The following is a 22,964-nucleotide window of genomic DNA, read 5'->3' as shown; positions in this document are numbered from 1 at the left end:
ATTTGTCGACCAAGCTTCGACGGGTCCGGAAACGGGCGTGACATTGAGTCGAATCCAGAATCGACGGAGTCATGATGGCGAAAAACCGGTGGGTCCCGGCCCGCCTTTCCGTAGCTCTCATCCGCTCCGCCGGAATTACCGGTTCCATGGACTCGGTGATCTCCGGCGCCCTCATCGGCGGCGCGGGGCAGGCCGACTTCGCGGCCGCCGACGACAAATGGGATCTGGTGGGGGAGTGTCTTTCGCGCGGCCCGGTTCTGTGACCATGGTCTGAGAAAGCGACGGGTGGGCCTGATCACCAGGCCCACCCGCTCCCCCCGCTCCCCGCCCCGCGCCGCCTCAGCGCAGACGGGCACCCGCACCCGGCCGCCGTCGCGCCGACGCCGCCTCCGCGATCTGGAGAAGGTTCAGCGCGGCTCCGGCACGCAGGTTGTCCACGATCAGCCACAGCCAGAAGGCCCGCGGGTTGTGCGGGACCACCCTGATCCGCCCGACGTGGATGCGGTCCGGGTCGCCTGCCGTCAACGGCGTGGGGAAGGCGCCCGGACGGTCTCCGTGGACCACCACCCGGGGCAGCCCGGCCAGCAGCGCGGCCAGCTCCGCGCGCTCCACGGGGAGCGCCGCCTCCACGAACACCGCGGCGGCGTGGCCGTTCACCACGGGCACCTGGACGCAGGTCGCGCTGATGTCCAGGTGCGGCAGGGAGAGGACGCGGCGCGTCTCCTGCTCGATCCTGTGCTCCTCGGCGCTGGCGCCGCTCTCCAGCATCCGCCCGGCGACCGGCACCACGTTGAAGGCGAGTGCGGGGCGGAACAGGTCCGCGGGCAGCTCGGCGTCGGGGTCCCGGAGCGCGAGTTCGCTGCCTTCGAGCAGTTCCTCGATGCCCTGCCGGCCCCGCGCCGAGGCCGCCTGATAGCTGCTCATCACCACTTGACGCACGCCCCGGTACTGCTCGACGCGGTGCAGCAGCCGCACGAGCGGCACCGTCAGGGCGCCCGGGCCGGCGAGGACGCCGAACGGGGGGCGGTCGAGCAGATGGCCGTTGACCGGCGGGACGAGCAACAGGGTGTCGGGGTCGGTGCGGAAGGCGCCGGAGCTGTCGACGACCAGCGCGCCCTGCTCCCTGGCGACCGGGACGTAGCGGCGGCTGACCGCCTCCGCGGTGCAGAACAGCACGAGATCGGCGCCCGCGAAATCGAAGTCGGCGAGGCTGTGCACCGTCTCCAGCCGGCCGTCGACCGGGATCTCGCGACCGGCGGAGCGCTCCGAGGCCACGAGCCGGATCTCACGGTGGCGTATCCCGAGTTCCTCGATCAGTTCGATGATGGCGGTCCCGAGGACGCCGGTCGCACCGACCAGGACGATGCGCGGAGCTGCGGAATCCATGACGTGCACCATCGAGTTCTCCGATCTGGTCGGACCGGCCGCTCTGCCGGACCCCGGAAGTGGCCTCGTCCGCCGGGACCGCCCGAGGCGTCACGCAGCGGCCCACCGGCCGGATCGACCGGTCCGAGGCTGGAGTTGTCATCCAAGCCCCTGGCGCGGGCCGCTGACATCCCCTCCGTGATGTCAGTAAGCGGACAGGCGACAGGCGGACACCGGAGCCGACCCCTGCACACCTGAGCGCCCCGCACCCCCGCGGGCGGCGCGCCGGGAGACGCGCACCTCGGGGTTTCCGGGGCCGTGCCGGACCGTCGTGTGCGGGGCGCGCGGCGGGGCCGGACCGTCGTGTGCGCGGCGCGCGGCGGGGCAGGTCCGTCGTCTGCGCGGCGCGCGGGCCGGTTCCGGTCGGCCGGGCGGGGGCCGCCGGTCCGGTGGGCCGCGGCGCGGGAACCGCTTCCCGCGTCTTTCCCGTTTGCCGCAGGTGCCCCTCCGGCGCATCGTGGAAAGCGGGAAGGGCCCGATGTGCGCGGCCTCCCGTCCACCCGGCGCTCGCCCCACCGTGTCCGTCCCCGCGGCACCCCACGGTCATGTGAGGTGCGAGGAGGGAGGAGTTCACCATGCCCGACCCATGGATGCCCCAAGCCATCGAGGCGGACATCGGCGACCACGCACCGTGCGACCCCCGGTTCCCCGCCAGGGCGATCGCGCACATCACGGCGGACAGGACGGCCACCGCCGAGCGGCCCCTCGATCTGGTGCCCTTCGCCGCTCTCAAGAGCTTCTTCACCGGCAGCGGCAGAGACCGGGCTCCGCACATCCTCTGGGACCCTTTCACCGGGGCGTTCGCCCAGTTCTTCCCCGCCACTTCCCGGAGCAAGGCCTTGTTCGACGCGGCCGGTGGTGTCCGTACCAACCGGACCGGCACGGTCGTCATCCAGATCGAGGCCCTGTTCTTCCCGCACTGCCGCGTCGGCGGCAAGGTGTTCCCACGGCTGGTCGACACTCCGTGCGAGGGCTGGGGCGACCTCAACGCGTGGATCAACTCCTGGGGCGTGCCGGACGTCTGGCCCATGGGCCGTCCGGCGTCCCTGTCCAGCAATACGTGCCCGACCGCCATGTGGACGTCGCGGGGCGGGTGGTACGCCCATGCCCAGGTCCCGGAGAACGACCACGTCGACCCCGGTTCCTGGCCGGTGTTCGTGTCACCACCACCCGGACCGACCCCGGTGACGCCCCGGTTCGAACCGTTCCCCGGTGCGTCGTTCTTCCGGCCGGGACGCACATCGCCCGTCATCGCCGGCATGCACACCCGGCTCGTCGCCGAGGACTGCGACCGCTACACCTCCGGCACCGGTACCGACGTGTGGGGACCGGGCGATGTCAGGTCCTACACCGCCTGGCAGCAGAAGCTGGGCTTCGAGGGCAGCGCGGCCGACGGCGTTCCCGGCCGGTTCAGCTGGGACAGGCTGGAGGTCCCCGAAGTCTGAGCCTCGCCATGAGCGGGGATCCCGAAGCCGCCGGGTTTGCGCCCGACTTGCATCGGGCGCATGGTGGAAGCAGGGCGATGGTGAGGTGAGCGACGCACGGGCGGGGCGGGTGCGCGCCACTGGACAGCAGCGCTGCCGCGCCGACCAGCAGGCCCACTCCCGACCGGACCGTGCGTGACCGATGCGCGGACGGCCGGACGAGCGATCCGGTGGCGAGCATCGCGGGGCAGCGAACCACCGTGCCTGAAAGGAGGCAGGGCCATGCCTGCGCTGGCACCGTTCCCAGGAGCGGCATTCTTCCACGAGGGACAACACAGTCCCGTGATCGCCGCGATGGGCAGACGCCTGGTCGCGGAGGAGTGCGGGAAGTACCGTACGGGTCCCGGTCCCGCGTGGACCGACGCCGATCAAGAGTCGTACGCCGCCTGGCAGCGCAAGCTCGGGTTCAAGGGAGCCGAGGCCAACGGCATTCCGGGCAGGACCTCCTGGGACCGACTCCGCGTCCCGACGCCCACGACGCCCACGACGCCGACGACTCCCGGGGCCCGCGTCACGTCTCCCGTGCCGGGACACGGGGTCACGACCCCTCACCGCAGGAAGGGGCGTCACTGGGTCCTCGGCTATCACACCGGCGCGGACTACGCCGCTCCGCAGGGCAGGGCCTGTGTGGCGGTGCTCAACGGCTCCATAGCCCGCACCGGGCACGACCCGAGTTTCGGCACCTTCCTCGTGCTGCGCGCGGGCCCGTTCGACTTCTGGTACTGCCACCTCTCCGAGCGGACCGTGACCGGGGGTTCGGTCCGGGCCGGCCAGAAGATCGGAGAGGTCGGCTCCACCGGGAAGTCCACCGGACCCCATCTCCACTTCGAGAAGCGACCGGCCGGGGGCGGCTTCGGATCCGACGTGCCCCCCAACTGGTAGCCGGGACCTTCCTGCCGGACGGGCACGGCGCCCCTCGCCCCGGGCCGGTGCGCTCCGCCGTGTCCTTCCGGGCCCTCGAAGGACGGTGAAGGGCATGGAAGACGGTGAAGGCCATGGAAGTCGTGGACAGAACCCGCGATGAGCGGGAACACCAGGTGGCGGCGGCCGCGGTCCGGTACGACGAGGCCGGCGAGCAGCGTCGCGAGGTCGAGCGGCAGCAGGACGCCGGGGTCAGCTTCCCCGATTCACCGGAGGCACTGGCGGCGCGGGCGGCCCGCCTGCTCGAACGGCAGGCCGTGCCGACCGCCATGGTGATGGAGGCCGTCCGCGCCGAACCGCTGACGGCGTCCTCCGCCTTCGAGCGGATCCTCGGCGTGTCCAAGGAGCTCCAGGCCTGGAGCTTCCTGCCGCGCGGCGCCCGGGCCGCACGCTGCGTCGCCCGGATCTCGGCGCGGGAGAACGGCCGCGAACTGCCGATCGGCACCGGCTTCCTGGTGTCGCCGACCCTGCTGATGACCAACCATCACGTCCTCCCCGACGCGGACGCCGCCCGGCGCTGCTTCGCGGAGTTCGACGCCCAGGTCGACGTCGACAACACACCGCAGCCCCCGACACGGCTGGAGTTCGACCCGAACGGGTTCTTCGTGGCGGACAAACGCCTCGACTTCGCCCTGGTCCCGGTCGCCCCCGGCCCCGGCCGGAGGCCGCCGGGCGAGACCTTCGGCTGGCACCGGCTCAGCGCCCAGCTGGGCAAGCTGGTGATCGGTGAGCCGGTCAACATCATCGGCCACCCGAGGGGACGCCTGAAGGAGATCGCCGTACGCGACAACGCCCTGCAAGTGCGCCTGGACGACTTCCTGCACTACCGCACGGACACCGAGCCCGGGAACTCGGGCTCCCCGGTCTTCAACGACCAGTGGGAGGTCATCGCCCTCCACCACAGCGGCGTGCCCCGGACCGACGAACAGGGCCGCATCCTGCGCCGCGACGGCCGGGTCCGGCAGCCCGGCGACGGCGACGACGCCACCGACTGGGTGTCCAACGAGGGGGTGCGCATCAGCTCCATCCTGAAGCACGTCGCGTCGCTGCCGCTCACCGCCGGGCAGCGGGAGCTGCTGGCCGGCATGGGGCCGGAGTCGGGGCTGGACGGGCCCCTGGCGGCCGCCGGGACCACCGCTGCCGCCGCCGGTCCGGCCCCGTCCACTTCGGGTGTCGCTGTCGGGCTGGCTCCCGCCACTTCGGGTGCCGCTGTCGGGCTGGCTCCCGCCACTTCGGGTGCCGCTGTCGGGCTGGCTCCCGCCACTCCGGGTGCCGCTGTCGGTCCGGCTCCCGCCACTCCGGGTGTGGCCGTCGGGCCGGCCCCCGCCACTCCCGCTGCCGCCGCCGGTCCCGCCGGCCCTTCCGCTTCCCCCGGGCGGGCGTCCGTCGAGGCGGTGGCCCCGCTCGCGAGGGGACTTCGCGCTCGGGACGGCGCGTTCGGCGGCGGGCGGCATCTGGTCTTCCTGCACGGGCGTGCCCAGCAGGGCAAGGACCCCGAGACCCTGCGCCGCGAATGGGCCGCCGGGCTCAACCAGGGGCTCGTCCGTGCCGGACTGCCGACAGCCGACCCGGCGGACATCTGGTTCCCGTTCTACGGCGACCGGCTGGTGCGGGCCCTCGCACCGCACGAGTCCGTTGCCCTGACCACCGAGTCCGTTCCCCCGGCCGTCGAGGCGCCGACGGCCGTCGCACCCGAGGCCCCCACCACCCGCGCGGTGTACGAGGAGATCCTCGGCGAGGCGGCCGCCAAGTGGTACGTGCCGCTCGAGACGCAGCAGACCGCCGAGATCACCGAAGCACTGGGCCTGGACCCCGTGGTCGGCGCCGTGTGGCGGCGGCTGGGCTGGCTGGCCGCCAGAAGCGATCTCGACGCGTGGGCCATCTCCCTCGTCTTCCGTGACGTGGCCGCGTACCTCGACGACCGGCAGATCCGCGAGGAGGTCCTGAGCTGTGTGCTGGAGACCGTGCCGGACGCGGGCGAGATGGTCCTCGTCAGCCACAGTCTGGGCACGGTCGTCGGCATGGACCTCCTCACGCGGCTCTCTCCCGCCGTGGCGGTCGTCCACCTGACCACGGCGGGCAGCCCTCTCGGCATGGACGGCGTGTACCGCCGGCTGCTGGCCGGCGGGCCGAGAACCCCGGAGAACGTGGCGGACTGGCTCAACGCGTGGTGCCCGACCGACCCGGTGGCCATCGGATGCCCGCTCGCCCCCGACTGGACGGACGGCCCGACCGACCTCGCCGTGGTCAACGCCCGCGACCGGGCCCACAGCATCGTGGAATACCTCGCCCACGCCGATGTAGCCCGCTCGATCGGCAGCCGCCTCGCCGGCTGAACGGCGCAGGGTGCGAGCGTGCCGACGCCCGCACCCCCCGCCCGACCGGGGCAATCACCGGCATCCGATCAGGCGACAACGTCGTGTACGGCCCTCGCCCGGGCCGCCGACGGCCCGAAGGTGGGGACCCCGGCCCCCACCTTCGAGGAACACCATGACGGACCCGGCTGACGACACGACCCCCGCGTTCATCCAGCAGGCCGCGGAACCGGTCCGCGCCCACCTGGCCACCTCGACACCGTTGCGCAGCTTCCTCGACGACGCGGGCACCCTGACGCTGGAGGAGCGCCGTCTCATCGTCGATCAGGCACTCGTCCTGCTGGACCAGAACTACGTCCACCTGCCGTTCAAGACCGCGATGCACGCCGTGAACCCGGTCCAGCGCCTGCGCGTGCTGCGCCGGCGCCTGGAGCGGCAGACCCAGGAGACCATGCCCGCGGAGTGGCTCTTCCACGCCGAGGTCTCGGAGATCTTCCACTCGGTCAGGGACCTGCACACCAACTACCTGCTCCCCGCCCCCTTCGCGGGCAAGATCGCCTTCCTGCCGTTCCTCGTCGAGCCGTACACGGACGCGCAGGGCACCACCCACTTCATGGTCACCCACGTGGCCCAGGGCTTCGAGGCCGACGGCTTCAGGCCCGGCGCCGAGATCACGCACTGGAGCGGCATCCCCGTCTCCGCGGCCGTCGACCTGAACGCGGCCCGGTTCGCCGGCAGCAACGCACCCGCCCGGCGCAGCCGGGGCGTCCAGTCGCTGACCGTGCGGCCGCTGCGCATCCACCTGCCTCCCTTCGAGGAATGGGTGACCGTCAGCTACACCGACGAGAGCGGCACTCAGCGGGAGCTGCGCGAGAACTGGCGGATCGTGGAGAACCTGCCCCCCATGGTGGACGCGGACGCGATCAGCACCGCCGCGCTGGCCCAGGGGCTGGACCTCGACGCGGACGAAACCGGCCGCGCGAAGGTGCTGCTGTTCGCCCCCCGGGTCGTCGCCCAGGAACGGGCCGTCCAGGCCGACGAGCAGGCGCCCGGGCTGCGCCCGGGCGAGATCGCCACGTCGATGCCCAAGGTGTTCACGGCCCGGACCGTGGAGACGTCCTCCGGGCGGTTCGGCCACATCCGTGTCTTCACCTTCAACGTGACCGACCCGGTCGCCTTCGTCCGGGAGTTCGTCCGCCTCATCGGACAGCTGCCGCAGAACGGGCTCATCGTGGATGTCCGGGACAACGGCGGCGGCCACATCCACGCCGCCGAGTTCGCCCTCCAGGTCCTCACCCCCCGCCGGATCGCCCCCGAGCCGGTGCAGTTCATCAACACCCCGCTCAACCTGCGCATCTGCCGCCGGCACCAGGACGCCTCCTCCGGCATCGACCTGGGCGCCTGGGTCCCCTCCATGGAGCAGGCCGTCGAGATCGGCGCCGCCTTCTCCAGCGCCTTCCCGATCACCCCCGAGGACGGTGCCAACGCCATCGGGCAGCAGTACTTCGGGCCGGTGGTCCTCATCACCAACGCCCGCTGCTACTCGGCCACCGACATCTTCGCCGCCGGTTTCCAGGACCACCGGATCGGCCCCGTGCTCGGCACCGACGAGAACACCGGCGCCGGCGGTGCCAACGTCTGGACGCATGAGCTGCTCTCCGCCCTCCTCGCCGAGGACCGGGCGACACCGTACGTACCGCTGCCGAAGGGAGCCGGCATGCGCGTGTCCGTCCGCCGCACCCTCCGGGTCGGCGCCCTGTCCGGAACTCCGGTGGAGGACCTGGGCGTCGTTCCCGACGAGCTGCACCGGATGACCCGCCGGGACCTCCTGGAGGACAACGCCGATCTCTTCGACCAGGCGGGCCGGCTGCTCCAGGAGCGCAAGCCGCACGCCGTGTCCGTCACGGACGCCGTGTCCGTCGACGGCTCCTTGAGGATCAAGGTGAAGGCGACGAACGTCGACCGCGTGGACGTCTACGTCGACCAGCGGCCGGGCGCGTCGGTCGATCTCAGCGACGGCCAGGCCGACGTGACGGTGCCCGGCGCGGCGGCCGCCCGGGCAGCCCGCGTCGACGGCTTCGAGGCCGGCCAGTTGGTCGCCAGCACGACCGAACAGCTCCACTGACCACACGACCGAACAGCACTCCTGCCCACCGGCCCGGGCCGGTGGGCAGGAGTGCTCCCGCGTCCAGTGGCCGGTCAGTCCCACCGGATGTCGGCCAGGCTCTCCAAGGGGGTCCGGTCGGCGACGGATTCCGGGACGTGCAACGAGTCGCCCTTGTGCAGGACGGCCGGGAAGCTGAGCCGGGTGCGGTTCTCGAGCTCGCCGAGGGTGACCTGGAAGACGCGGAACTCGTCCAGTTCGAGCGACTCCAGCCGGTCGAGGTTCTGGGTGAGGAGGAAACCCCTGGCCTTCAGCTCGCCGTGCTCGGTGAAGACGATGACCTTCCAGAACTCGCGGGGGAGCCGTACCCCGCGGAAGGTCCGGTCGTCGTCCTGGAAGACCGGCCCGCCGAACACGCTGACCTTCAGGTCGTCGACGTCCGTGTCCTCGAAGACGGCGTCCTCCAGCCGGCCCCACACCCCGTTCTTGGCGCTCTGGTTGAAGTCGTCCATCTGGGGGGTGATGTTGGTGTAGAAGAAGGAGTCCTTGTTGGCCTTACCGGCCTCCGGCAGGCTGCCCCACAGCAGATCGGCGCGGCGGGCGACGTGCCCGCGGTCGAGCCGGTTGTTCTCGTACAGCTCGTTGCCCACCTGCGCCGTGGCGGGCAGCCGCGCGTCCTTGACGAACGGGATGCCGGTGCGGTTGAGCTTCTTCAGGGTGCCACCGTCGATGTTCCAGCCCACCCAGAAGGGGAACCGCCGCTTCTCGCTCAGGGCGAGCGAGAAGTGCGTGTAGGGGATGACCTCGGAACCGTCGAGGCGGACCGCGTCCCGGGCGAGGTCCGGGTCCAGCTCCGGCACGTCGATCGGCTCGCCGAGGAAGCCGGGGTCGTACCCGGCGAGGGTCCGGACGTCCTCCGGGGCCGGCGGTGTCAGGCTGATCTCGAGTTTCTCGAACACCGAGGCCGGCAGGCAGGCCAGTGCGTGCTCGTCCGCCTCGCCCGAGGCCTCACCGCCGAAGTGCAGCCCGGCCATGACCGCGCCCGGGCTGCCGTCCTCCTCGAACAGCCACACCCCGCCGGAGTCGCCGCCGCTGCTGATCTCCCCGTCGTCGGGCAGGCGGTCGGGGTCGGGGCCTATCTCGAAGCATCCGATGGTCTTGACGCCGACCTGCCCGCCGTAGTCGAGCTTGGCGATGGTGTCGATGCGGCGGACGATGCCGTGGGTGACGCCGGTGGTCCGCGCACTCTTGACGACCCTGTCGTCGAGCTCGGGCTCGCCGAGCTCGGTGGGCGCCACGCCCAGCTCCAGGATCTCCTGGACGAAGGCGCGGTCCTCGATGCCGGCGATCGCGCAGTCGCCCGCCACACCCAGGTGGGACCTCACCAGCACGCCCAGGCGGTTGCGGCGGACGCGGTTGTCGTCGTGCCGGCCGGGCTGGACGACCTCCACGCCCAGCTCGCCGCGGGGGCCTTGCAGCACATGCCAGTTGCTGAGCACGTAGGGGGTGCCGTCGGCCCGGTCGAACACGATGCAGCCGATCGTGCCCGCCGAGACCGTCACCGCCCCGACGCTCACCCCGGGCGCGATCGGGTCCAGGCGCGTCTTGCGCGCCGGACTCTCCACCTCCGCGACGGTGCGGAACTGCGGCCGGTAGCTGCGCTCGATGACGTCGGTGGGCACCTCGACACCGTCCACCGTGACCGTCTCGGGGATCGGTGCGGTGTCCAGGCCCTCCAGCGCCTCCGGCTCGACCTTGCTGCCCACCGTGAACTGGAGCGCGACCTGCCGGCCGCGCCTTCCTTCGGTGACCTTGTGGCCGATGCCCACGGAGGTGATGTTCGGATCCTCCAGCAGTTCGGGTCCACGGGTGCGGATGTAGCGCCGCAGCGAGGCGATCAAGTCGTCCTCGGAGAGCGCCGTGTTCCGGGCCGGCGCGGTGGTCTTCGCCGGCGTGGTCTTCTTCTTGGAGTCGGTGGCCATGACAGGGTTGTCCTTTCGCCCAGGAGGCGGCGTACGGGGGGCACGCTGAGGGTCCGGGCCGCGCCCGGCGGCGGCTGCCTCGACAGCCGCCGCCCAGGGACGGCTCGGTGGCCGGGCCGTTCACATGTCGTGTGCGAGAGCGGTGCCTGCCATGCGCCCGGGAGCGGTCCTGCCGTCCTGCGAGCGCTCCACCCGGCCGTCCGTGACGTCGGGTGCGGCGAGCGCGAGTGCCAGCAGCGCCGCCGAGACTTCGCGGATGACCTGTTCGGCCTCGCTCAACACCGGCTGGAACGTTTCTCCGCACTCGATCGTGTAGCCGAACACCTTCGTGGCGGCCGAGTCGACGAGGTGCCGGCAGTACGCGTAGTCGTCGCTCGTCCCCGAGGTCGGGTACAGCCCGTACGCCGCCTCCACGCCGTAGTCGACGTCGCGTACCGCTCGTGCCGCGTCGTTCATCCGGCCGGCCAGCTCGACCGCGATGCTCAGGTCCCGTTCGGGGATGAACTCGCCGATGCCGTCGTCCGGGCGCCCTCGCACCGCGTCGAGAGCGGGGTTGCGGAAGTTGTCGGTCGGGGTGGTGGACTGGTTCTGGTCGGAGCCCCAGTTGTGCAGGATCACCGGGACCGCGCTGTGGACGTCGACCATCCACCGGATCCGCGGGTGGTGGTCGAGCGCCCAGACCACGTTCCGGGTCTCCGGCTCCGACGCGGCGGAGGGACCCCGGTAGACCTGCGGATCGCAGGGGCTGTCGGAGGTGTGGACGTCCGCGTCGGGAGCGAACTTCGCCGTGTGATCCCAGAGGAAGTCGAAGTTCCGGTTGAGGTCCACCCCCACGCACGACGGACCCGTGGACCCGGCGGGCGCCGGCCGGCGGTTCTTCCGCCACATCGGGGACGTGCTCTGGCTGAAGGCCCGGCCGTCGGGGTTGACACAGGGGAAGAAGAACAGATCGAGGTTCTCCACCACTTGCGCGACCTGGGCCGCCGTGAACGACGACGACCCGTAGCCGAGTCCGGTGCCCGAGTCGTGTGCCTCCAGCAGGTCCGCGGCCAGCGAGACCAGCGCGTCCGGCGGCACCCATTCCCGGGCGTGCACCCCGCCCAGCAGCAGGATGCCGGGCGCCTCGTCGCTTCGCCGCGTCCCGACCCGCAGCAGCCGCGTCGTCCGTCCCTCGTGCGTGGTGTGGGGTGCGGTGACGACCTCCGCCGCACCGGGGTACGCGCTTCCCAGACTGGTGATCGCCGATTCGATCTCGGCCACGTTGAGATACACGGTCACTCCTTCCGGCCGAGACCGTGCGGGACGGCGTCCCGGTCGGCGAAGCGGTCACCGTCGCCGATCTCTTCCTTCCGGGCACGCCAGTTCTCCGTGACGTTCTCGACCGCGGTGATGTCCACCAGCGGTGCCGATCGGGCCCCTCTGGCCCGGTCGAGCTGGTCCTGGCGGAAGTAGAGGTCCAGTCCGACGCCCGCCCGGCCGCCGCGCGCGACGGCACGGCAGCCGACATCGGGCTGCGTCTCGCGGACGAACTCCCTGAGCGCTTCTGCGTTCTCGGCGACGACATGGCAGCGGAAGACCGCGGGTTCCTCGCTCATGGCCGCATCCCGTCGGCGAGCGCGACGGCCTGGGAGGCGTTCACCCGGCCGAAGCCGTAGTCGTCGTTGTGGCCGGCCGCGTCGTACTGGACCTCCGGCCCCCCGATCTTGTCGGCCGACTCGTGCATCACCTCGCGCAGCCGGTCGCGCGTGAGGTGGGGGCTCATGGACAGGGCCAGTGCCGCGCACCCGGCCGCGCAGGGGGCGGCGAAGCTGGTGCCGGTGCTGGTTCCGTAGCCGCCCCCGGACGTGGTGCTGAGGACGTTGACGCCGGGGGCGATCAGTTCGACGTCCGGGCCGCGTGCCGCGTTGTCCTCCCGGTCCTTGTTGGTCGACCGCACCACGGCGATCACATCCGGGTGGGAGACCACTTCGTCCTTGGCGACGTCGACGTTCCTGCCGTTGCTCGCCGCCCAGAAGATCGCCAGCCCCTTGCCCTGCCGTCCGTTCGTCGCGGCGAACTCCAGAGCGAGGTCCATCGCGCCGGTCAGGTCCCAGTCGGCGCCGTTCGGTCCGAGGCTGCACGCCAGGATGTCCGCCCCGCCGTCGGCGCCTGCCTCGGGCACCTCGGTCGAGGGGACGGCCGCGTACGCCACGGCGCGGGCGAGCGTCGTCTGCGTACCGACCTGGTCCGGCAGGCAGGCCAGCAGCATCAGGCTGCACTCGGGGGCCGCCCCCGTACCGCCCGCCCCGTTGCCGTGCCGGGCGCCGATCATCCCGGCGCAGAACGTGCCGTGATCGCTGTCGGGCATCCCCGAGGTGCCCTGGACGAAGACCGATCCGCCCGCACCGCCGGTGAAGAAGCCCGACAGGGGATCCACCCCGGCGGCCAGGTCCGGGTGGTCCGCGTCGAAGCCGTTGTCGATGACGGCGACCCGGACACCGGTTCCGAAGGTGCGGTCCCAGGCCGGCTCGATGTGGACGTCGGCGTCCGGAGTGCCGCCGTCGGCACCGGTGTTCCTCCACTGCCACTGCTGGGGGTACCGGGCGCCGGCGGGCCTGAACCGGGCGGGGACGTGCTCGACGAACGACGGTTCGGCGAAGAGGAACAGGTCGTTGCCGTGCAGCTCGACCGAGGCCGCGAGGGCGTCCTGCGACGCCGGGGCGCGCACCTCGTACAGGTTCGTCGCGAAGCCGAGCTTGTCGACGACGGCCAGGCCGGCCGCCGCCAGTTCACGCTCGGCGTCCTCCTGCGAGAGGGCCGGGTCGAGCCGGACGGTCAACGCGTCGGTCGCGATGCCGATCCTGCCGTTGGGCCGCCGGATGACCTTGCCGGTCGCCTCGGCCCCGGGAATCTCCCCGCCGGCGGTGAACGCCTCCAGGGTCTGCTGGTTCGGCCTGACGAACACCCAGCTCGCGCGGGCGAAGGCCTCGGTCGTCTCGTCGTCGACGCCGGCCTCGCGTATCTCACCACGGGCGCTGCCGCCCAGTTCCGACTCCAACGCGGAGGCGGATTCGGCGGAGGTGTCGGGTCCCATCTTGACCGCGACCACGTCATCGATTTCTTCGGCTTCGACGAGACGGCCACGTTGGTAGTACTGCCGCGACATTGCACTTGCCTCTTCCATGCCGGCGCGGAGTCCATGGCCGGTGCCGTCACGGCCCAGGGCCCGCCGCCTGGGGAAAATTTCCCTCCCTTTCCCAGTTTCCTCGCGTCCTCATCGCGCGGCAACTCCGTTCCCGCTCCCGCGCAGGTCACCGGTGACAACACGTCAGCCGCGCGCCCCCCACCGGCCGGCAAGTCCTCCGCGATGGGGGCCGCTCGGTTGTGCTTTCAACGGTGTCCGGTGACATGGTGTCCGGTGAAAGAAATACCGAGCCGTTCCGGAAATGCCGCGTGTGCGCACGGGCTGCGAGCCGGCCGCCGTCCCACAGGGCGGTCGCCCGGTGCTGAGAGGCGCGGGTGATGACGGGGTCCACTTCTCAAGCCGTGACAATTCTCGAATTCATCGTTCCCCGGCCGCATTCGGCAGGTGCCGCACACGGACATCAATTGCTCCGCCGTGTCGCACGGCGCTGGGCCGTCGAGCCGCGGGTGACCAGTTTGACGGGCAGCGTCCTGGGCTGATCGGTGCGGCAGGCCGGACCGTTCGCCAGGGAGAGCACCGTACGCACCGCGATGTGGCCCTCGGCGCGCAGCGGGGCCGCCACCGTGGTCAGCCCCGGCTGCACCAGATCCGCGACGAAGATGTCGTCGAAGCCGACGACGCTGATGTCCTCCGGGATGCGCACACCGGATGCCTGGAGCCGTCGCATCAGGCCGATGGCGACCTGGTCGTTGTAGGCGACGACCGCGGTGGCCGCACTGCGGACGACGTCCGCGGCCGCCTGCCCGCCCCCGGCGATCGTCGGCGGAACGGGCCCCACGCGGTGCATCCGCAGCCCTGCGCCCGCCGCCTCCCGCAGACCGCGCCAGCGCATCCCGTCCACCCATGAGGACTCCGGGCCCGCGGCGTACACCACCGTCCGGTGCCCGAGCCCGGCCAGGTGGTCCACCGCCAGCCGCGCGCCGTGCAGATTGTCGGTGACGATGCTCGACACGTCGGTGATGTCCCGGTTGAGGACGACCGTGGGCCGCTGTTTGGCGATCATCCGGATCGCCGAGTCCGACATCCGGGTGCTGGCCAGCACGATGCCCTCGACGCTGGGCAGGGCTCGCTCGATGTTCTTGCGCTCGATCCGGTCGTCCTCCTGGGCGTCGATGAGCAGGATCGTGTAGTCCGCCTCGGCGGCCGCGACTTCGGCGCCGCGGATGATCTCGGCGTGGAAGGGGTTGGTGACGTCGGAGGTCACCAGTGCCAGCATCGAGGTGCGGCCGGTGGGCAGCGCCCGGGCGAGATAGTTGGTGCGGTAGCCCATCTCGGCCGCGACGGCGCGGATCCGGTCCGCCGTCTCGGCGTTGACCCGGCCGGGGCGGGAGAAGGCCCGGGAGACCGTGGAGGCCGCGACCCCCGCGGCCCGGGCGACGTCGTAGATCGTCGGCGGGCGCGTCCAGGCCCGGCCCTCGCCGTCACCCTTCGCGGACTCCTTGCCGTCACCTTTCGCGGACTCCTTGCCGTCACCTTTCGCGGACTCCTTGCCGTCACCTTTCGCGGACTCCTTGCCGTCACCTTTCGCGGACTCCTCGCCGTCACCTTTTACGGACACCTTGGCGTCGTCCTTCGCCGACACCTCCGGGTCTCGCGTCCCTGGCTCCTCCGGGCCCCCTGTCCCCGACACCCCAGGCTCTCGCGGACCCGACACCCCAGGCTCTCGCGTCCCTGACTCCTCCGGGTCCCGTGCCGTGCGTGCCATGCCCCTCCGCCTCCGCTGGGTCGATGCTCCGCCTGGCGACAACAGGTGGCAACCGCTTGCCAGGGAGATTTCGCACCAGCTTAATGTCCCGGTATCCACCTCGAAACGTCGGCATCGTCGCCGCGTACCCAAGGAGCCCGCATGCTTCGTCCCCGGGACACCTCCACGCGAGAACGCAGGTCTCTCAACGGTCTGTGGGCCTTCCGCCTCGATCCGGAAGGCGTCGGGCGCGGCGCGGGCTGGTGGCGTTCCGGGCTGTCCGAGGCCCGTGAGATGCCGGTGCCCGCCAGCTACAACGACATCGTGCCGGACCTCACCGTGCGCGACCACGTCGGTGACGCCTGGTACCAGACGACGGTGCGCGTCCCGGCCGGCTGGTCGGGGCAGCGGATCGTCCTGCGGTTCGACGCCGCCACCCACCGCGCCGCCGTGTGGGTGAACGACTCGCCGGTCGCCGAGCACGAGGGCGGCTACACGCCGTTCGAGGCGGACATCACCGAGCATGTGGTGGCCGGCGCCCAGGCGCGGGTGACCGTGGTCGTCAACAACGAGCTCACCTGGGCGTCCGTGCCGCCCGGTCGGGTGGAGCAGACGCCGCGGGGACGCCGCCAGCACTACTTCCACGACTTCTTCAACTACTCCGGCCTGCACCGTTCCGTCTGGCTCTACACCACACCCCTGGCGCGGATCAGCGACATCGTGGTCGAGACCGGGCTGGAGGGCACCACGGGCACGGTGCGCTACACCGTGGAGTACCGGGCCGACGAGCCCGCCCGGGCGCGGGTCGTGCTCCGCGACGCGGACGGCGCCGAAGTCGCCTCCGCGGAGGGCGCCGAGGGCCTGCTGCGGGTGCCCGACGTCCACCCCTGGGCGCCGGGCGACGGGTACCTCTACGAGTGCGAAGCCCAGCTGCTCGACGACGACGGGCGGGTGGCCGACAGCTACCTCCTGCCGGTCGGCGTACGGACGGTCGAGGTACGCGGCACCGAGTTCCTGATCAACGGTGAGCCGTTCTACTTCAAGGGCTTCGGCAAGCACGAGGACGCGCCGGTGCGCGGCAAGGGCCACGACGACGCGCTCATGGTCCACGACTTCGAGCTGATGGAGTGGATCGGCGCCAACTCCTTCCGCACCGCCCACTACCCCTACGCCGAGGAGGTCCTGGACTACGCCGACCGGCACGGCGTCGTGGTCATCGACGAGACGGCGGCCGTCGGCATGAACCTCAAGCTGGCCGCCATGGCGGGCGCGGGTCCGGCGGGAACCACCTACACGGAGGAGACCATCGGGCAGGACACCCGGCGCACCCACCTCCAGGCCGTCCGCGAACTGATCACACGGGACCGCAACCACCCGAGCGTGGTGCTGTGGAGCATCGCCAACGAGCCGGAGTCGGCCGTACCCGCAGCCCGGGACTACTTCGCCCCCCTGTTCGCGGAGGCGCGCAAGCTGGACCCGACCCGTCCGGTGGGCTTCGCCAACGTCATGCACGACACCGCGAGCCAGTGCCTCCTCTCGGAGCTGGCCGACGTCGTCATGATCAACCGGTACTACGGCTGGTACGTCCACACCGGCGACCTGGAGGCCGCCGAGGCGGCCCTGGAGGCCGAGCTGAGGGACTGGGACCGTCTGCACGGCAAGCCGGTCATCGTCACCGAGTACGGCGTCGACACGCTGTCCGGCCTGCACAGCGTGGTCGACCTGCCGTGGTCCGAGGAGTACCAGGAGCGGTTCCTCGACATGTACCACCGGGTGTTCGACCGGGTCGACGCCGTGGTCGGCGAACACATCTGGAACTTCGCCGACTTCGCCACCCGCCCCGCCGTCAGCCGGGTCGACGGCAACAAGAAGGGCCTGTTCACCCGCGACCGGCGCCCGAAGAGCGCCGCGTTCTCCGTCCGCCGCCGCTGGAGGAACGATGTCTGAGATGGCAGCCCGTACGACAGCGCCGGCCGGCGCGAAGGCCACGGCGCCGGCGGCCCGGCTCAGCCGGCTCCAGGTCTTCGGGTACGGCGCCGGCGACGCCGGCAACAACGTCGCCTTCCAGTTCTCCGCGATGTTCCTGCTGCTCTACTACACCGACGTGGTCGGGCTGAGCCCGGCGGCGGTGGGCACGATGTTCCTGGTGATCCGGGCCTGGGACGCGGTCGCGGACCTGATCGCCGGACGCCTGGTGGACCGGGTGCGCACCCGCTGGGGCAAGTTCCGCCCGTTCATCCTGTTCGGCTGCGTCCCCCTGCTGCTGCTCAACGTGGCGCTGTTCCACGTGCCCGACGTCTCCTCCGGTCTGCAACTGCTGTACGCCTACGTCTCCTACGGGCTGATCGGCCTGGCCTACAGCCTGGTGAACATTCCCTACGGGGCGCTGGCCACGGCGATGACCCAGCTTCCCGACCAGCGGACCCGGCTGTCGGCGGCCCGCGGAGTGGGCGCGGTGACGATCATCATCGCCCTGGGCGCCCTCGTCGCCCCGCAGCTGGACAAGGGCGACCTCCAGGCCACGTTCACCACGCTGACCTGGAGCTTCGTCCCCGTCGGCATCCTGTTCTACCTGCTGACCTTCTGCACGGCCCGGGAGACCGTCCGGGGCGACCTGGAGCGGGTCACACTGCGGCAGACCCTCACCGTGCTCCGGGCCAACCGGCCGCTGCTGCTGCTGTCGGCCGGCACCCTGGTCTTCCTGACCGGCTACGTGGCCTCGCTGGGGATCGGGGCGTACTACGCACGCGACGTGCTCGGCGACTCCGACCTCTACATGGTGCTCAACCTGAGCAGCGCGGCCACGCTCTTCCTGATCGTCCCCCTGGCACCGAAGCTGGTCCGCCGGTTCGGCAAGAAGCTCCTGTTCGGCTGGGGCGCCGGGCTGGCCGTGTGCGGCGGGCTCGGGGTGCTGCTGGCCCCCGCGGCTCCGGTGGCCGTTCCCGTGCTCGCCTGGGTGGTCATGAGCCTGGGCATGAACACACTGAACACGCTCACGATGGGCTTCGAGGCGGACACCGTGGAGTACGGGCAGTGGCGCACCGGAATCCGTACGGAGGGCGCGACGTACGCCGTCTTCTCCTTCACCCGGAAGATCGGCCAGGCGCTGGGCGGTGCCGCCCTGGGGTACGTCCTCGCCTTCGGCGGATACGTCGGGTCGGCCACGGTGCAGAGCGACGGAGCCGTGACCTCGATCCGCATGGCGGCCGGCCTGCTGCCCGCGCTCTGCGCGCTGCTGGCCGCCGTGGCGATGCGGTTCTACCCGCTGACCGACGCCCGTTTCCACGACATCGTCGCGGAACTGACCGAGCGCAAGGCCGCCGAGGAACGGCGCGCGCGGAGCACGGACGAGCCCGGACCGGCCTGACGCCGCCGACGGCGCGAAAGCGGTGGCGCCCCGCCGGGGCGCCACTGCCGTGCGCCGTGCCGGGGCGCCACCGCCGTGCGCGGTGCCGGGGTGCCACCGCCGGGGCGGTCCCGCCCGCGGACGACGTCCCGGCACGGGCAGTCCCGCCCGCGGACGACGCCCCGGCACGGGCAGTCCCGCACATCCCCCACGGATATCGAACCCCCCACGGACAGGAAAGAAGCACACATGACAGTCGAGGAAACCGCCCTCCTGACGGGAGCCGACGCCCGGGCCGCCGACCGGGTCGGCGCGCTGCTGCCGATCGACGGCAGACTGGGGGTGGCCTTCTCCGGAGGAGTGGACTCCTCGGTGCTGCTGGCGCTCGCGGTGCGCAGGCTGGGCGCCGACCGGGTGGTCGCCGTGCTGGGCGTCTCACCCAGCCTGCCCGCCGACGAGCGCTCCGCCGCCCACCGGGTCGCCGCCCACATCGGCGCCGACGTGGTGGAGGTCGCCACCCACGAGGGAGAACTGCCGGCCTACCGGGCCAACGGCCCCGACCGCTGCTTCCACTGCAAGAACGAACTGTTCACCCGTATCTCCGACGAGGTCGCCGAGGCCCATGCGCTGACCGCCGTCGCCTACGGCGAGAACGCCGACGACGTGCGCCGGCCCGACCGGCCGGGCAGCCGCGCCGCCGTCCTGCACCACGTGCTGCGGCCGCTCGCCGACGCGGGACTGGACAAGGCCGCCGTCCGGCGGATCGCCCGTGCCCTGCGGCTGCCGTGCGCCGACAAGCCCGCCGCGCCCTGCCTGGCCTCCCGCATCCCGCACCACCAGGAGGTGTCGCCGCGGAAGCTGGCCCAGATCGAGCGGGCCGAGCGCGCGCTGCGCCGGCTCGGCTTCAGCGACTGCCGCGTACGTCATCACGGCGAGACCGCCAGGATCGAGCTGCCGGTCGACGAGATCGCCCGGGCCACCGCCGGTCCGCTGCGCGAGGAACTGCTCGCCGCGGTGCGCGGTGCGGGCTTCGGAACGGTGACGGTGGACCTGGCGGGCATCCGGTCCGGCGCCTTCACCCTGCCGCTGGTGGAGGTGTCCCATGGCTGACGACTGGACGCCGCCGGCGGAGCTGGAGGCCTTCGCCCGGCTGGACCACGACCGGGCCCTGCGGCGCGGCTACCCGGAAGCGGTGTACTGCGAGGGCAAGACGCCCCACCAGGTGGGGGCCATCGCGGCGGCGGTGCGGGCCCGCGGCGCGGCCACCCTGTTCACCCGCGCGGAGGCGGACCACGCCGCCGCCGTCCTGGCCGAGCTGCCGGACGCCCACCACGAGCCGGAAGCGCGGCTGCTCGCCTGGCCTCCCCGGCCGCCGGCGCCGTCCGGCGGACGCGTCGTGGTGCTGGCGGCCGGTACCTCCGATCTGCCGGTGGCCCGTGAGGCGGAGCTGACCGCCCGCCACCTGGGCAGGCCGTGCGAGCTCGTGGTCGACGTGGGAGTGGCCGGCCTGCACCGCGTCCTGGCCCACCTCGACCTGCTCCGTGACGCCCGGGTCGTGGTCGTGGCCGCCGGGATGGACGGCGCGCTGCCCAGCGTGGTGGCGGGCCTGGTCGCGGCCCCGGTGGTGGCGGTGCCCACCTCCGTCGGGTACGGCGCGGCACTGGGCGGACTGGCGCCGCTGCTGTCGATGCTCAACTCCTGCTCTCCGGGAGTGGCCGTGGTCAACATCGACAACGGCTACGGGGCGGGCCACCTGGCGGCACAGATCGCGGCGCCCTCGCCCGTGTGAAGCACGGGAGCCGTCGTGCGACGGGCCGCCCCGGGAATCCACGCCCGGAGGGTGACGGGCGGTCGGGGGAGTTGGGGTGCCCGTCCGCCGGCGCCGCCCGCACGCGAGTGCAGCCGAGGCGGGCGGCGGTTCATTCGGCGGCGTCGCCGGGGGCTCCGCGGCGCCCGATGTCTTGCGGCAGCGGCGCGCCCGGGGCCAGGCCGCGGGCGGCGGCGGCCGCGACGGCGGCGTCGAGCACCACCCGCACCGCCAGCTCCCGGTCGGCGGCGAGGCGGGCCGCGTCCTCGAACTCGGGCGTGGCCTGCACGATCGTCCCGTCGCGATGACCGACCTTGACGGGCAGCCGGCCACCCAGGACCTCCACGTCGACCCAGCCACGGTCCAGGGCCGTCTTGCGCACCCGGTGTTCGCGCACGCCGAGGGTGCTCGTCTGGTGGAACACCGTCTCGCGCAGGACGTCCGCCCGCGCGGGCGGTGCGAGCACGCACAGCGTGTGCGCCGGCCGCCCCTTCTTCATGAGCACCGGCACCAGCCACGCGTCCGAGGCGCCCGCCTCCAGCAGTGCCGACAGCGCCCCCGGCCACAGACGGGGGTCGAGGTCGTCCACGTTGGCCTCCAGGAGAACGGCGTCCGCGGGGCCGCCGGTGTCGCCGTCCGCCGCGGCGGGGGTGCCGAGGAGGACGCGCACCACGTTCGGCCGCCGCGGGGTGTCCCGGCTGCCCGCGCCCACGCCGGTGGCCTCCAGGCGTATCGACGGCACGTCCGAGCACTCCTCGGCCAGCGCGGTGACCAGGGCCGCTCCGGTGGGCGTGGCCAGCTCGCCCCGGCCCCCGGCGTGGATCCGCCAGCCGGTGGCGAGTTCCGCCACGGCGGGCACCGGCACGGGAAGCTCGCCGTGGGCGGTCCGCACCGTGCCGGCGCCCACCGCGAGGGGGCTCGCCGTGACGCGTCCCACGCCGAGCCGGTGCAGCGCGGCGCAGACGCCGACCACGTCGGCGATGGAGTCCCAGGCGCCGACCTCGTGGAAGTGGACGTCGTCCGGTGCGATCCCGTGCACGCGGGCCTCGGCCTCGGCCAGCCGGGTGAACACGGCCGAGGCGCGCTCCCGTGCCCGTTCCGGGAGAGCCGGTGACGCCCGGTCGAGCAGCGCGCGGACGGTGGCCCAGGTGCGGTGCGGCTGGTCCGCGGCGAGCGGGGAGACGACCACCCGCGTGGCGCGCATCCCGGCGCGCGTCACCCGCTCGCGCGTCAGCCGGACGGTGCCCGGGACCACCGCGTCCACCGCGGTCCGCACCGCGTCCAGTGAGGCGCCGGCGTCGACCAGGGCGCCCAGCAGCATGTCGCCCGCGACGCCCGCGGAGACGTCGAGCCATGCCGTCCGCATCTCAGCGGCCCCGGCCCGGCCCGGGCCGCCCGCCGCCCGGAGCGGGCGGACGCAGCCGGTACAGCACCTCTCCGGCCTCGGGCACCACCAGCGTGTCCGGATCGGCGGCGAACGCCTCGACGTCCACCTCGGCCGGGTCCAGGTGGCCGAGGTTCGCCGCGCGGACGACGTCCTCGGGGATGCCGGTGGCCAGGGTGACGGTCACCCGGCAGCGCTCCCCGTGCTCCTCGTCGTACGTCCCCGCCCCCCGCAGGTGGGTGGAGTGGGCGAGCACGCCCCAGTGCAGGTCCTTGAAGCGGTCCCACTGCCGGGTGAAGTAGTCACGGCAGTGGTACCCCACCTGTTCGATCTCCGGGTGCATCTCGGAGATCCGGCGGATGTGCGGGGCGTACAGGATCACCTCGCCGCCGTCGGCGACCACCGGTTCCAGCTTGTAGAAGCCCTTGGCGGCGGTCCAGATGTCGTCGTACTTGGCCGGGACCAGGGACAGCACCCGCCGCACGGGCGCGTCGAGGTGGCGCACATGGGTCTCGGCGGAGACCTCGGCCGCCGCGGCCCACGCGCTCTCGGGGGTCCCGTACGCGGCGGCGTGCAGTGCGCCCGAACCGGACGCGGCGACGACGCACAGGGCCAGCCGCCGGCTCGGGACCATCGCCGCGGCCTCGTCGATCAGCGCCCGCACGGGCGTGACGCCCAGGGTGCCGATGATCTCGGAACTGGTGATGAGCGCTCCCAGCCAGTGCGACACGTCGATGACCTCGGCGCCGGCCACTCCGGGGAAGAAGTACTTGTTGCCGCCGGAGAAGCCCACCACCTCGTGCGGGAACACCGGCCCGACGACCAGGGCGACGTCGTGCTCGACCACCGCCCGGTTCAGCCGCACGTCGACCCGCCGGCGCAGCAGACCGCCGGACAGCTCCGCGACCCGGGAGGCGGGGACCGTGCCCACCGACACGAACGTGTCGGGCTCCCACCAGCGGTGGTTGATCACGGTCATGCCCGGATAGACGCGGTCCAGGCCACCCTCCGGGTAGCCGAGGTGGGCCGCCAGTTCGCGTTCCCCCATGGGGGCGTGCGTGCCGAGGGCGATGAGCACGGTCAGCCGGCTCACCCGCCCCGCGAGGGCGGCGTGGACGCTGGAGAGCAGCAGGGGCAGCGGGCAGCTGCGGGTGGCGTCGGGCACCACCAGGCAGACGCTGCGGCCGTCCAGGTCCTCTCCGGCGAGCCGCTCGCGGACGAACCGCGCCAGCCGTTCCTCGGCCAGGACCTCGCCCGGGCCCCCGATCAGGGCCGCGGACCGGGCGCCGGATGTGTCGGAGCTCTGCGTGAGGCGGGTCGTCATGGCG

At 72.5% G+C, this 22,964-nt stretch carries 16 protein-coding genes; 8 read left to right on the top strand and 8 right to left on the bottom strand.

The features are described 5' to 3' along the window. Nucleotides 1-339 precede the first annotated feature (339 nt). A complete protein-coding gene (locus ACZ3KJ_RS20560) occupies nt 340-1,386 on the bottom strand; it encodes an aspartate-semialdehyde dehydrogenase (RefSeq protein ID WP_467528802.1) in 1,047 nt (348 codons plus the stop codon). 614 nt (nt 1,387-2,000) lie between these two features. Between ACZ3KJ_RS20560 and ACZ3KJ_RS20555 the strand changes: the two genes are divergently transcribed. From ACZ3KJ_RS20555 to ACZ3KJ_RS20540, 4 genes are all read left to right on the top strand, one after another. After that, entirely contained in the window at nt 2,001-2,870 is an 870-nt protein-coding gene (locus tag ACZ3KJ_RS20555; protein WP_467528800.1) for a peptidoglycan-binding protein, read from the top strand. Between the two features lie 261 nt (nt 2,871-3,131). Beyond that, complete coding sequence (locus ACZ3KJ_RS20550) at nt 3,132-3,791, top strand: peptidoglycan-binding protein (RefSeq protein WP_467528799.1); 660 nt, start codon at nt 3,132-3,134, stop codon at nt 3,789-3,791. Between the two features lie 113 nt (nt 3,792-3,904). Next, nucleotides 3,905-6,166 carry a trypsin-like peptidase domain-containing protein gene (locus ACZ3KJ_RS20545; RefSeq protein WP_467528798.1) on the top strand — a complete coding sequence of 754 codons (2,262 nt, stop codon included), beginning with the start codon at nt 3,905-3,907 and terminating at the stop codon, nt 6,164-6,166. Nucleotides 6,167-6,320: 154 nt separating this feature from the next. Then, the gene (locus ACZ3KJ_RS20540) at nt 6,321-8,270 is read left to right on the top strand and encodes a S41 family peptidase (RefSeq protein ID WP_467528797.1); all 1,950 of its coding nucleotides are present in this window, start codon (nt 6,321-6,323) and stop codon (nt 8,268-8,270) included. Nucleotides 8,271-8,344: 74 nt separating this feature from the next. Here the strand turns inward: ACZ3KJ_RS20540 and ACZ3KJ_RS20535 are convergent, their stop codons facing one another. The 5 genes from ACZ3KJ_RS20535 to ACZ3KJ_RS20515 form a co-directional block, all read right to left on the bottom strand. Further along, nucleotides 8,345-10,231: a DNA/RNA non-specific endonuclease gene (locus tag ACZ3KJ_RS20535; RefSeq protein WP_467528796.1), complete on the bottom strand. Its 1,887-nt coding sequence runs from the start codon at nt 10,229-10,231 to the stop codon at nt 8,345-8,347. Between the two features lie 120 nt (nt 10,232-10,351). Further along, the gene (locus ACZ3KJ_RS20530) at nt 10,352-11,503 is read right to left on the bottom strand and encodes a M14 family metallopeptidase (RefSeq protein ID WP_467528795.1); all 1,152 of its coding nucleotides are present in this window, start codon (nt 11,501-11,503) and stop codon (nt 10,352-10,354) included. Between the two features lie 2 nt (nt 11,504-11,505). Next, nucleotides 11,506-11,826 carry a hypothetical protein gene (locus tag ACZ3KJ_RS20525; protein ID WP_467528793.1) on the bottom strand — a complete coding sequence of 107 codons (321 nt, stop codon included), beginning with the start codon at nt 11,824-11,826 and terminating at the stop codon, nt 11,506-11,508. Next, nucleotides 11,823-13,394, bottom strand: a complete 1,572-nt coding sequence (locus ACZ3KJ_RS20520) for a S8 family serine peptidase (RefSeq protein WP_467528791.1) — start codon at nt 13,392-13,394, stop codon at nt 11,823-11,825. Before ACZ3KJ_RS20520 ends, ACZ3KJ_RS20525 begins: the two co-directional genes overlap by 4 nt. 421 nt (nt 13,395-13,815) lie before the next feature. Continuing rightward, nucleotides 13,816-14,997, bottom strand: a complete 1,182-nt coding sequence (locus ACZ3KJ_RS20515) for a LacI family DNA-binding transcriptional regulator (protein WP_467528789.1) — start codon at nt 14,995-14,997, stop codon at nt 13,816-13,818. Nucleotides 14,998-15,261: 264 nt separating this feature from the next. On the opposite strand from ACZ3KJ_RS20515, the gene uidA reads away from it, so the two are divergent. The 4 genes from uidA (at nt 15,262) to larB (ending at nt 20,234) form a co-directional block, all read left to right on the top strand. Further along, nucleotides 15,262-17,046 (top strand): beta-glucuronidase, encoded by a 1,785-nt coding sequence (gene uidA / locus ACZ3KJ_RS20510; protein WP_467528787.1) that lies wholly within the window; start codon nt 15,262-15,264, stop codon nt 17,044-17,046. Then, a complete protein-coding gene (locus tag ACZ3KJ_RS20505) occupies nt 17,039-18,466 on the top strand; it encodes a glycoside-pentoside-hexuronide (GPH):cation symporter (protein ID WP_467528786.1) in 1,428 nt (475 codons plus the stop codon). Before uidA ends, ACZ3KJ_RS20505 begins: the two co-directional genes overlap by 8 nt. Before the next feature lie 228 nt (nt 18,467-18,694). Further along, a complete protein-coding gene (gene larE, locus ACZ3KJ_RS20500) occupies nt 18,695-19,555 on the top strand; it encodes an ATP-dependent sacrificial sulfur transferase LarE (protein ID WP_467528785.1) in 861 nt (286 codons plus the stop codon). Further along, nucleotides 19,548-20,234, top strand: a complete 687-nt coding sequence (gene larB, locus ACZ3KJ_RS20495; protein WP_389516171.1) for a nickel pincer cofactor biosynthesis protein LarB — start codon at nt 19,548-19,550, stop codon at nt 20,232-20,234. The genes larE and larB overlap by 8 nt, the downstream gene beginning before the upstream one ends. 130 nt (nt 20,235-20,364) lie before the next feature. Here the strand turns inward: larB and larC are convergent, their stop codons facing one another. Together larC and ACZ3KJ_RS20485 are read right to left on the bottom strand one after the other, a co-directional pair. Next, nucleotides 20,365-21,618 carry a nickel pincer cofactor biosynthesis protein LarC gene (larC, locus tag ACZ3KJ_RS20490; protein ID WP_467528782.1) on the bottom strand — a complete coding sequence of 418 codons (1,254 nt, stop codon included), beginning with the start codon at nt 21,616-21,618 and terminating at the stop codon, nt 20,365-20,367. A gap of 1 nt (nt 21,619) precedes the next feature. Further along, nucleotides 21,620-22,960, bottom strand: a complete 1,341-nt coding sequence (locus ACZ3KJ_RS20485; RefSeq protein WP_467528780.1) for a lactate racemase domain-containing protein — start codon at nt 22,958-22,960, stop codon at nt 21,620-21,622. Nucleotides 22,961-22,964: the final 4 nt, after the last annotated feature.

The sequence above is a fragment of the Streptomyces sp. NPDC003248 genome (genome assembly GCF_055563235.1).
This window is presented reverse-complemented; position numbering and strand designations above follow the sequence as displayed.

Coding starts and splice junctions, on each gene's coding strand:
- ACZ3KJ_RS20525 (WP_467528793.1), bottom strand. CDS start 11,826: ATGAGCGAGGAACCCGCGGTCTTCCGCTGCCATGTCGTCGCCGAGAAC.
- ACZ3KJ_RS20555 (WP_467528800.1), top strand. CDS start 2,001: ATGCCCGACCCATGGATGCCCCAAGCCATCGAGGCGGACATCGGCGAC.
- ACZ3KJ_RS20505 (WP_467528786.1), top strand. CDS start 17,039: ATGTCTGAGATGGCAGCCCGTACGACAGCGCCGGCCGGCGCGAAGGCC.
- ACZ3KJ_RS20520 (WP_467528791.1), bottom strand. CDS start 13,394: ATGGAAGAGGCAAGTGCAATGTCGCGGCAGTACTACCAACGTGGCCGT.
- ACZ3KJ_RS20545 (WP_467528798.1), top strand. CDS start 3,905: ATGGAAGTCGTGGACAGAACCCGCGATGAGCGGGAACACCAGGTGGCG.
- ACZ3KJ_RS20550 (WP_467528799.1), top strand. CDS start 3,132: ATGCCTGCGCTGGCACCGTTCCCAGGAGCGGCATTCTTCCACGAGGGA.
- larC (WP_467528782.1), bottom strand. CDS start 21,618: ATGCGGACGGCATGGCTCGACGTCTCCGCGGGCGTCGCGGGCGACATG.
- larE (WP_467528785.1), top strand. CDS start 18,695: ATGACAGTCGAGGAAACCGCCCTCCTGACGGGAGCCGACGCCCGGGCC.
- larB (WP_389516171.1), top strand. CDS start 19,548: ATGGCTGACGACTGGACGCCGCCGGCGGAGCTGGAGGCCTTCGCCCGG.
- ACZ3KJ_RS20560 (WP_467528802.1), bottom strand. CDS start 1,386: ATGGATTCCGCAGCTCCGCGCATCGTCCTGGTCGGTGCGACCGGCGTC.
- ACZ3KJ_RS20485 (WP_467528780.1), bottom strand. CDS start 22,960: ATGACGACCCGCCTCACGCAGAGCTCCGACACATCCGGCGCCCGGTCC.
- ACZ3KJ_RS20540 (WP_467528797.1), top strand. CDS start 6,321: ATGACGGACCCGGCTGACGACACGACCCCCGCGTTCATCCAGCAGGCC.
- ACZ3KJ_RS20535 (WP_467528796.1), bottom strand. CDS start 10,231: ATGGCCACCGACTCCAAGAAGAAGACCACGCCGGCGAAGACCACCGCG.
- uidA (WP_467528787.1), top strand. CDS start 15,262: ATGCTTCGTCCCCGGGACACCTCCACGCGAGAACGCAGGTCTCTCAAC.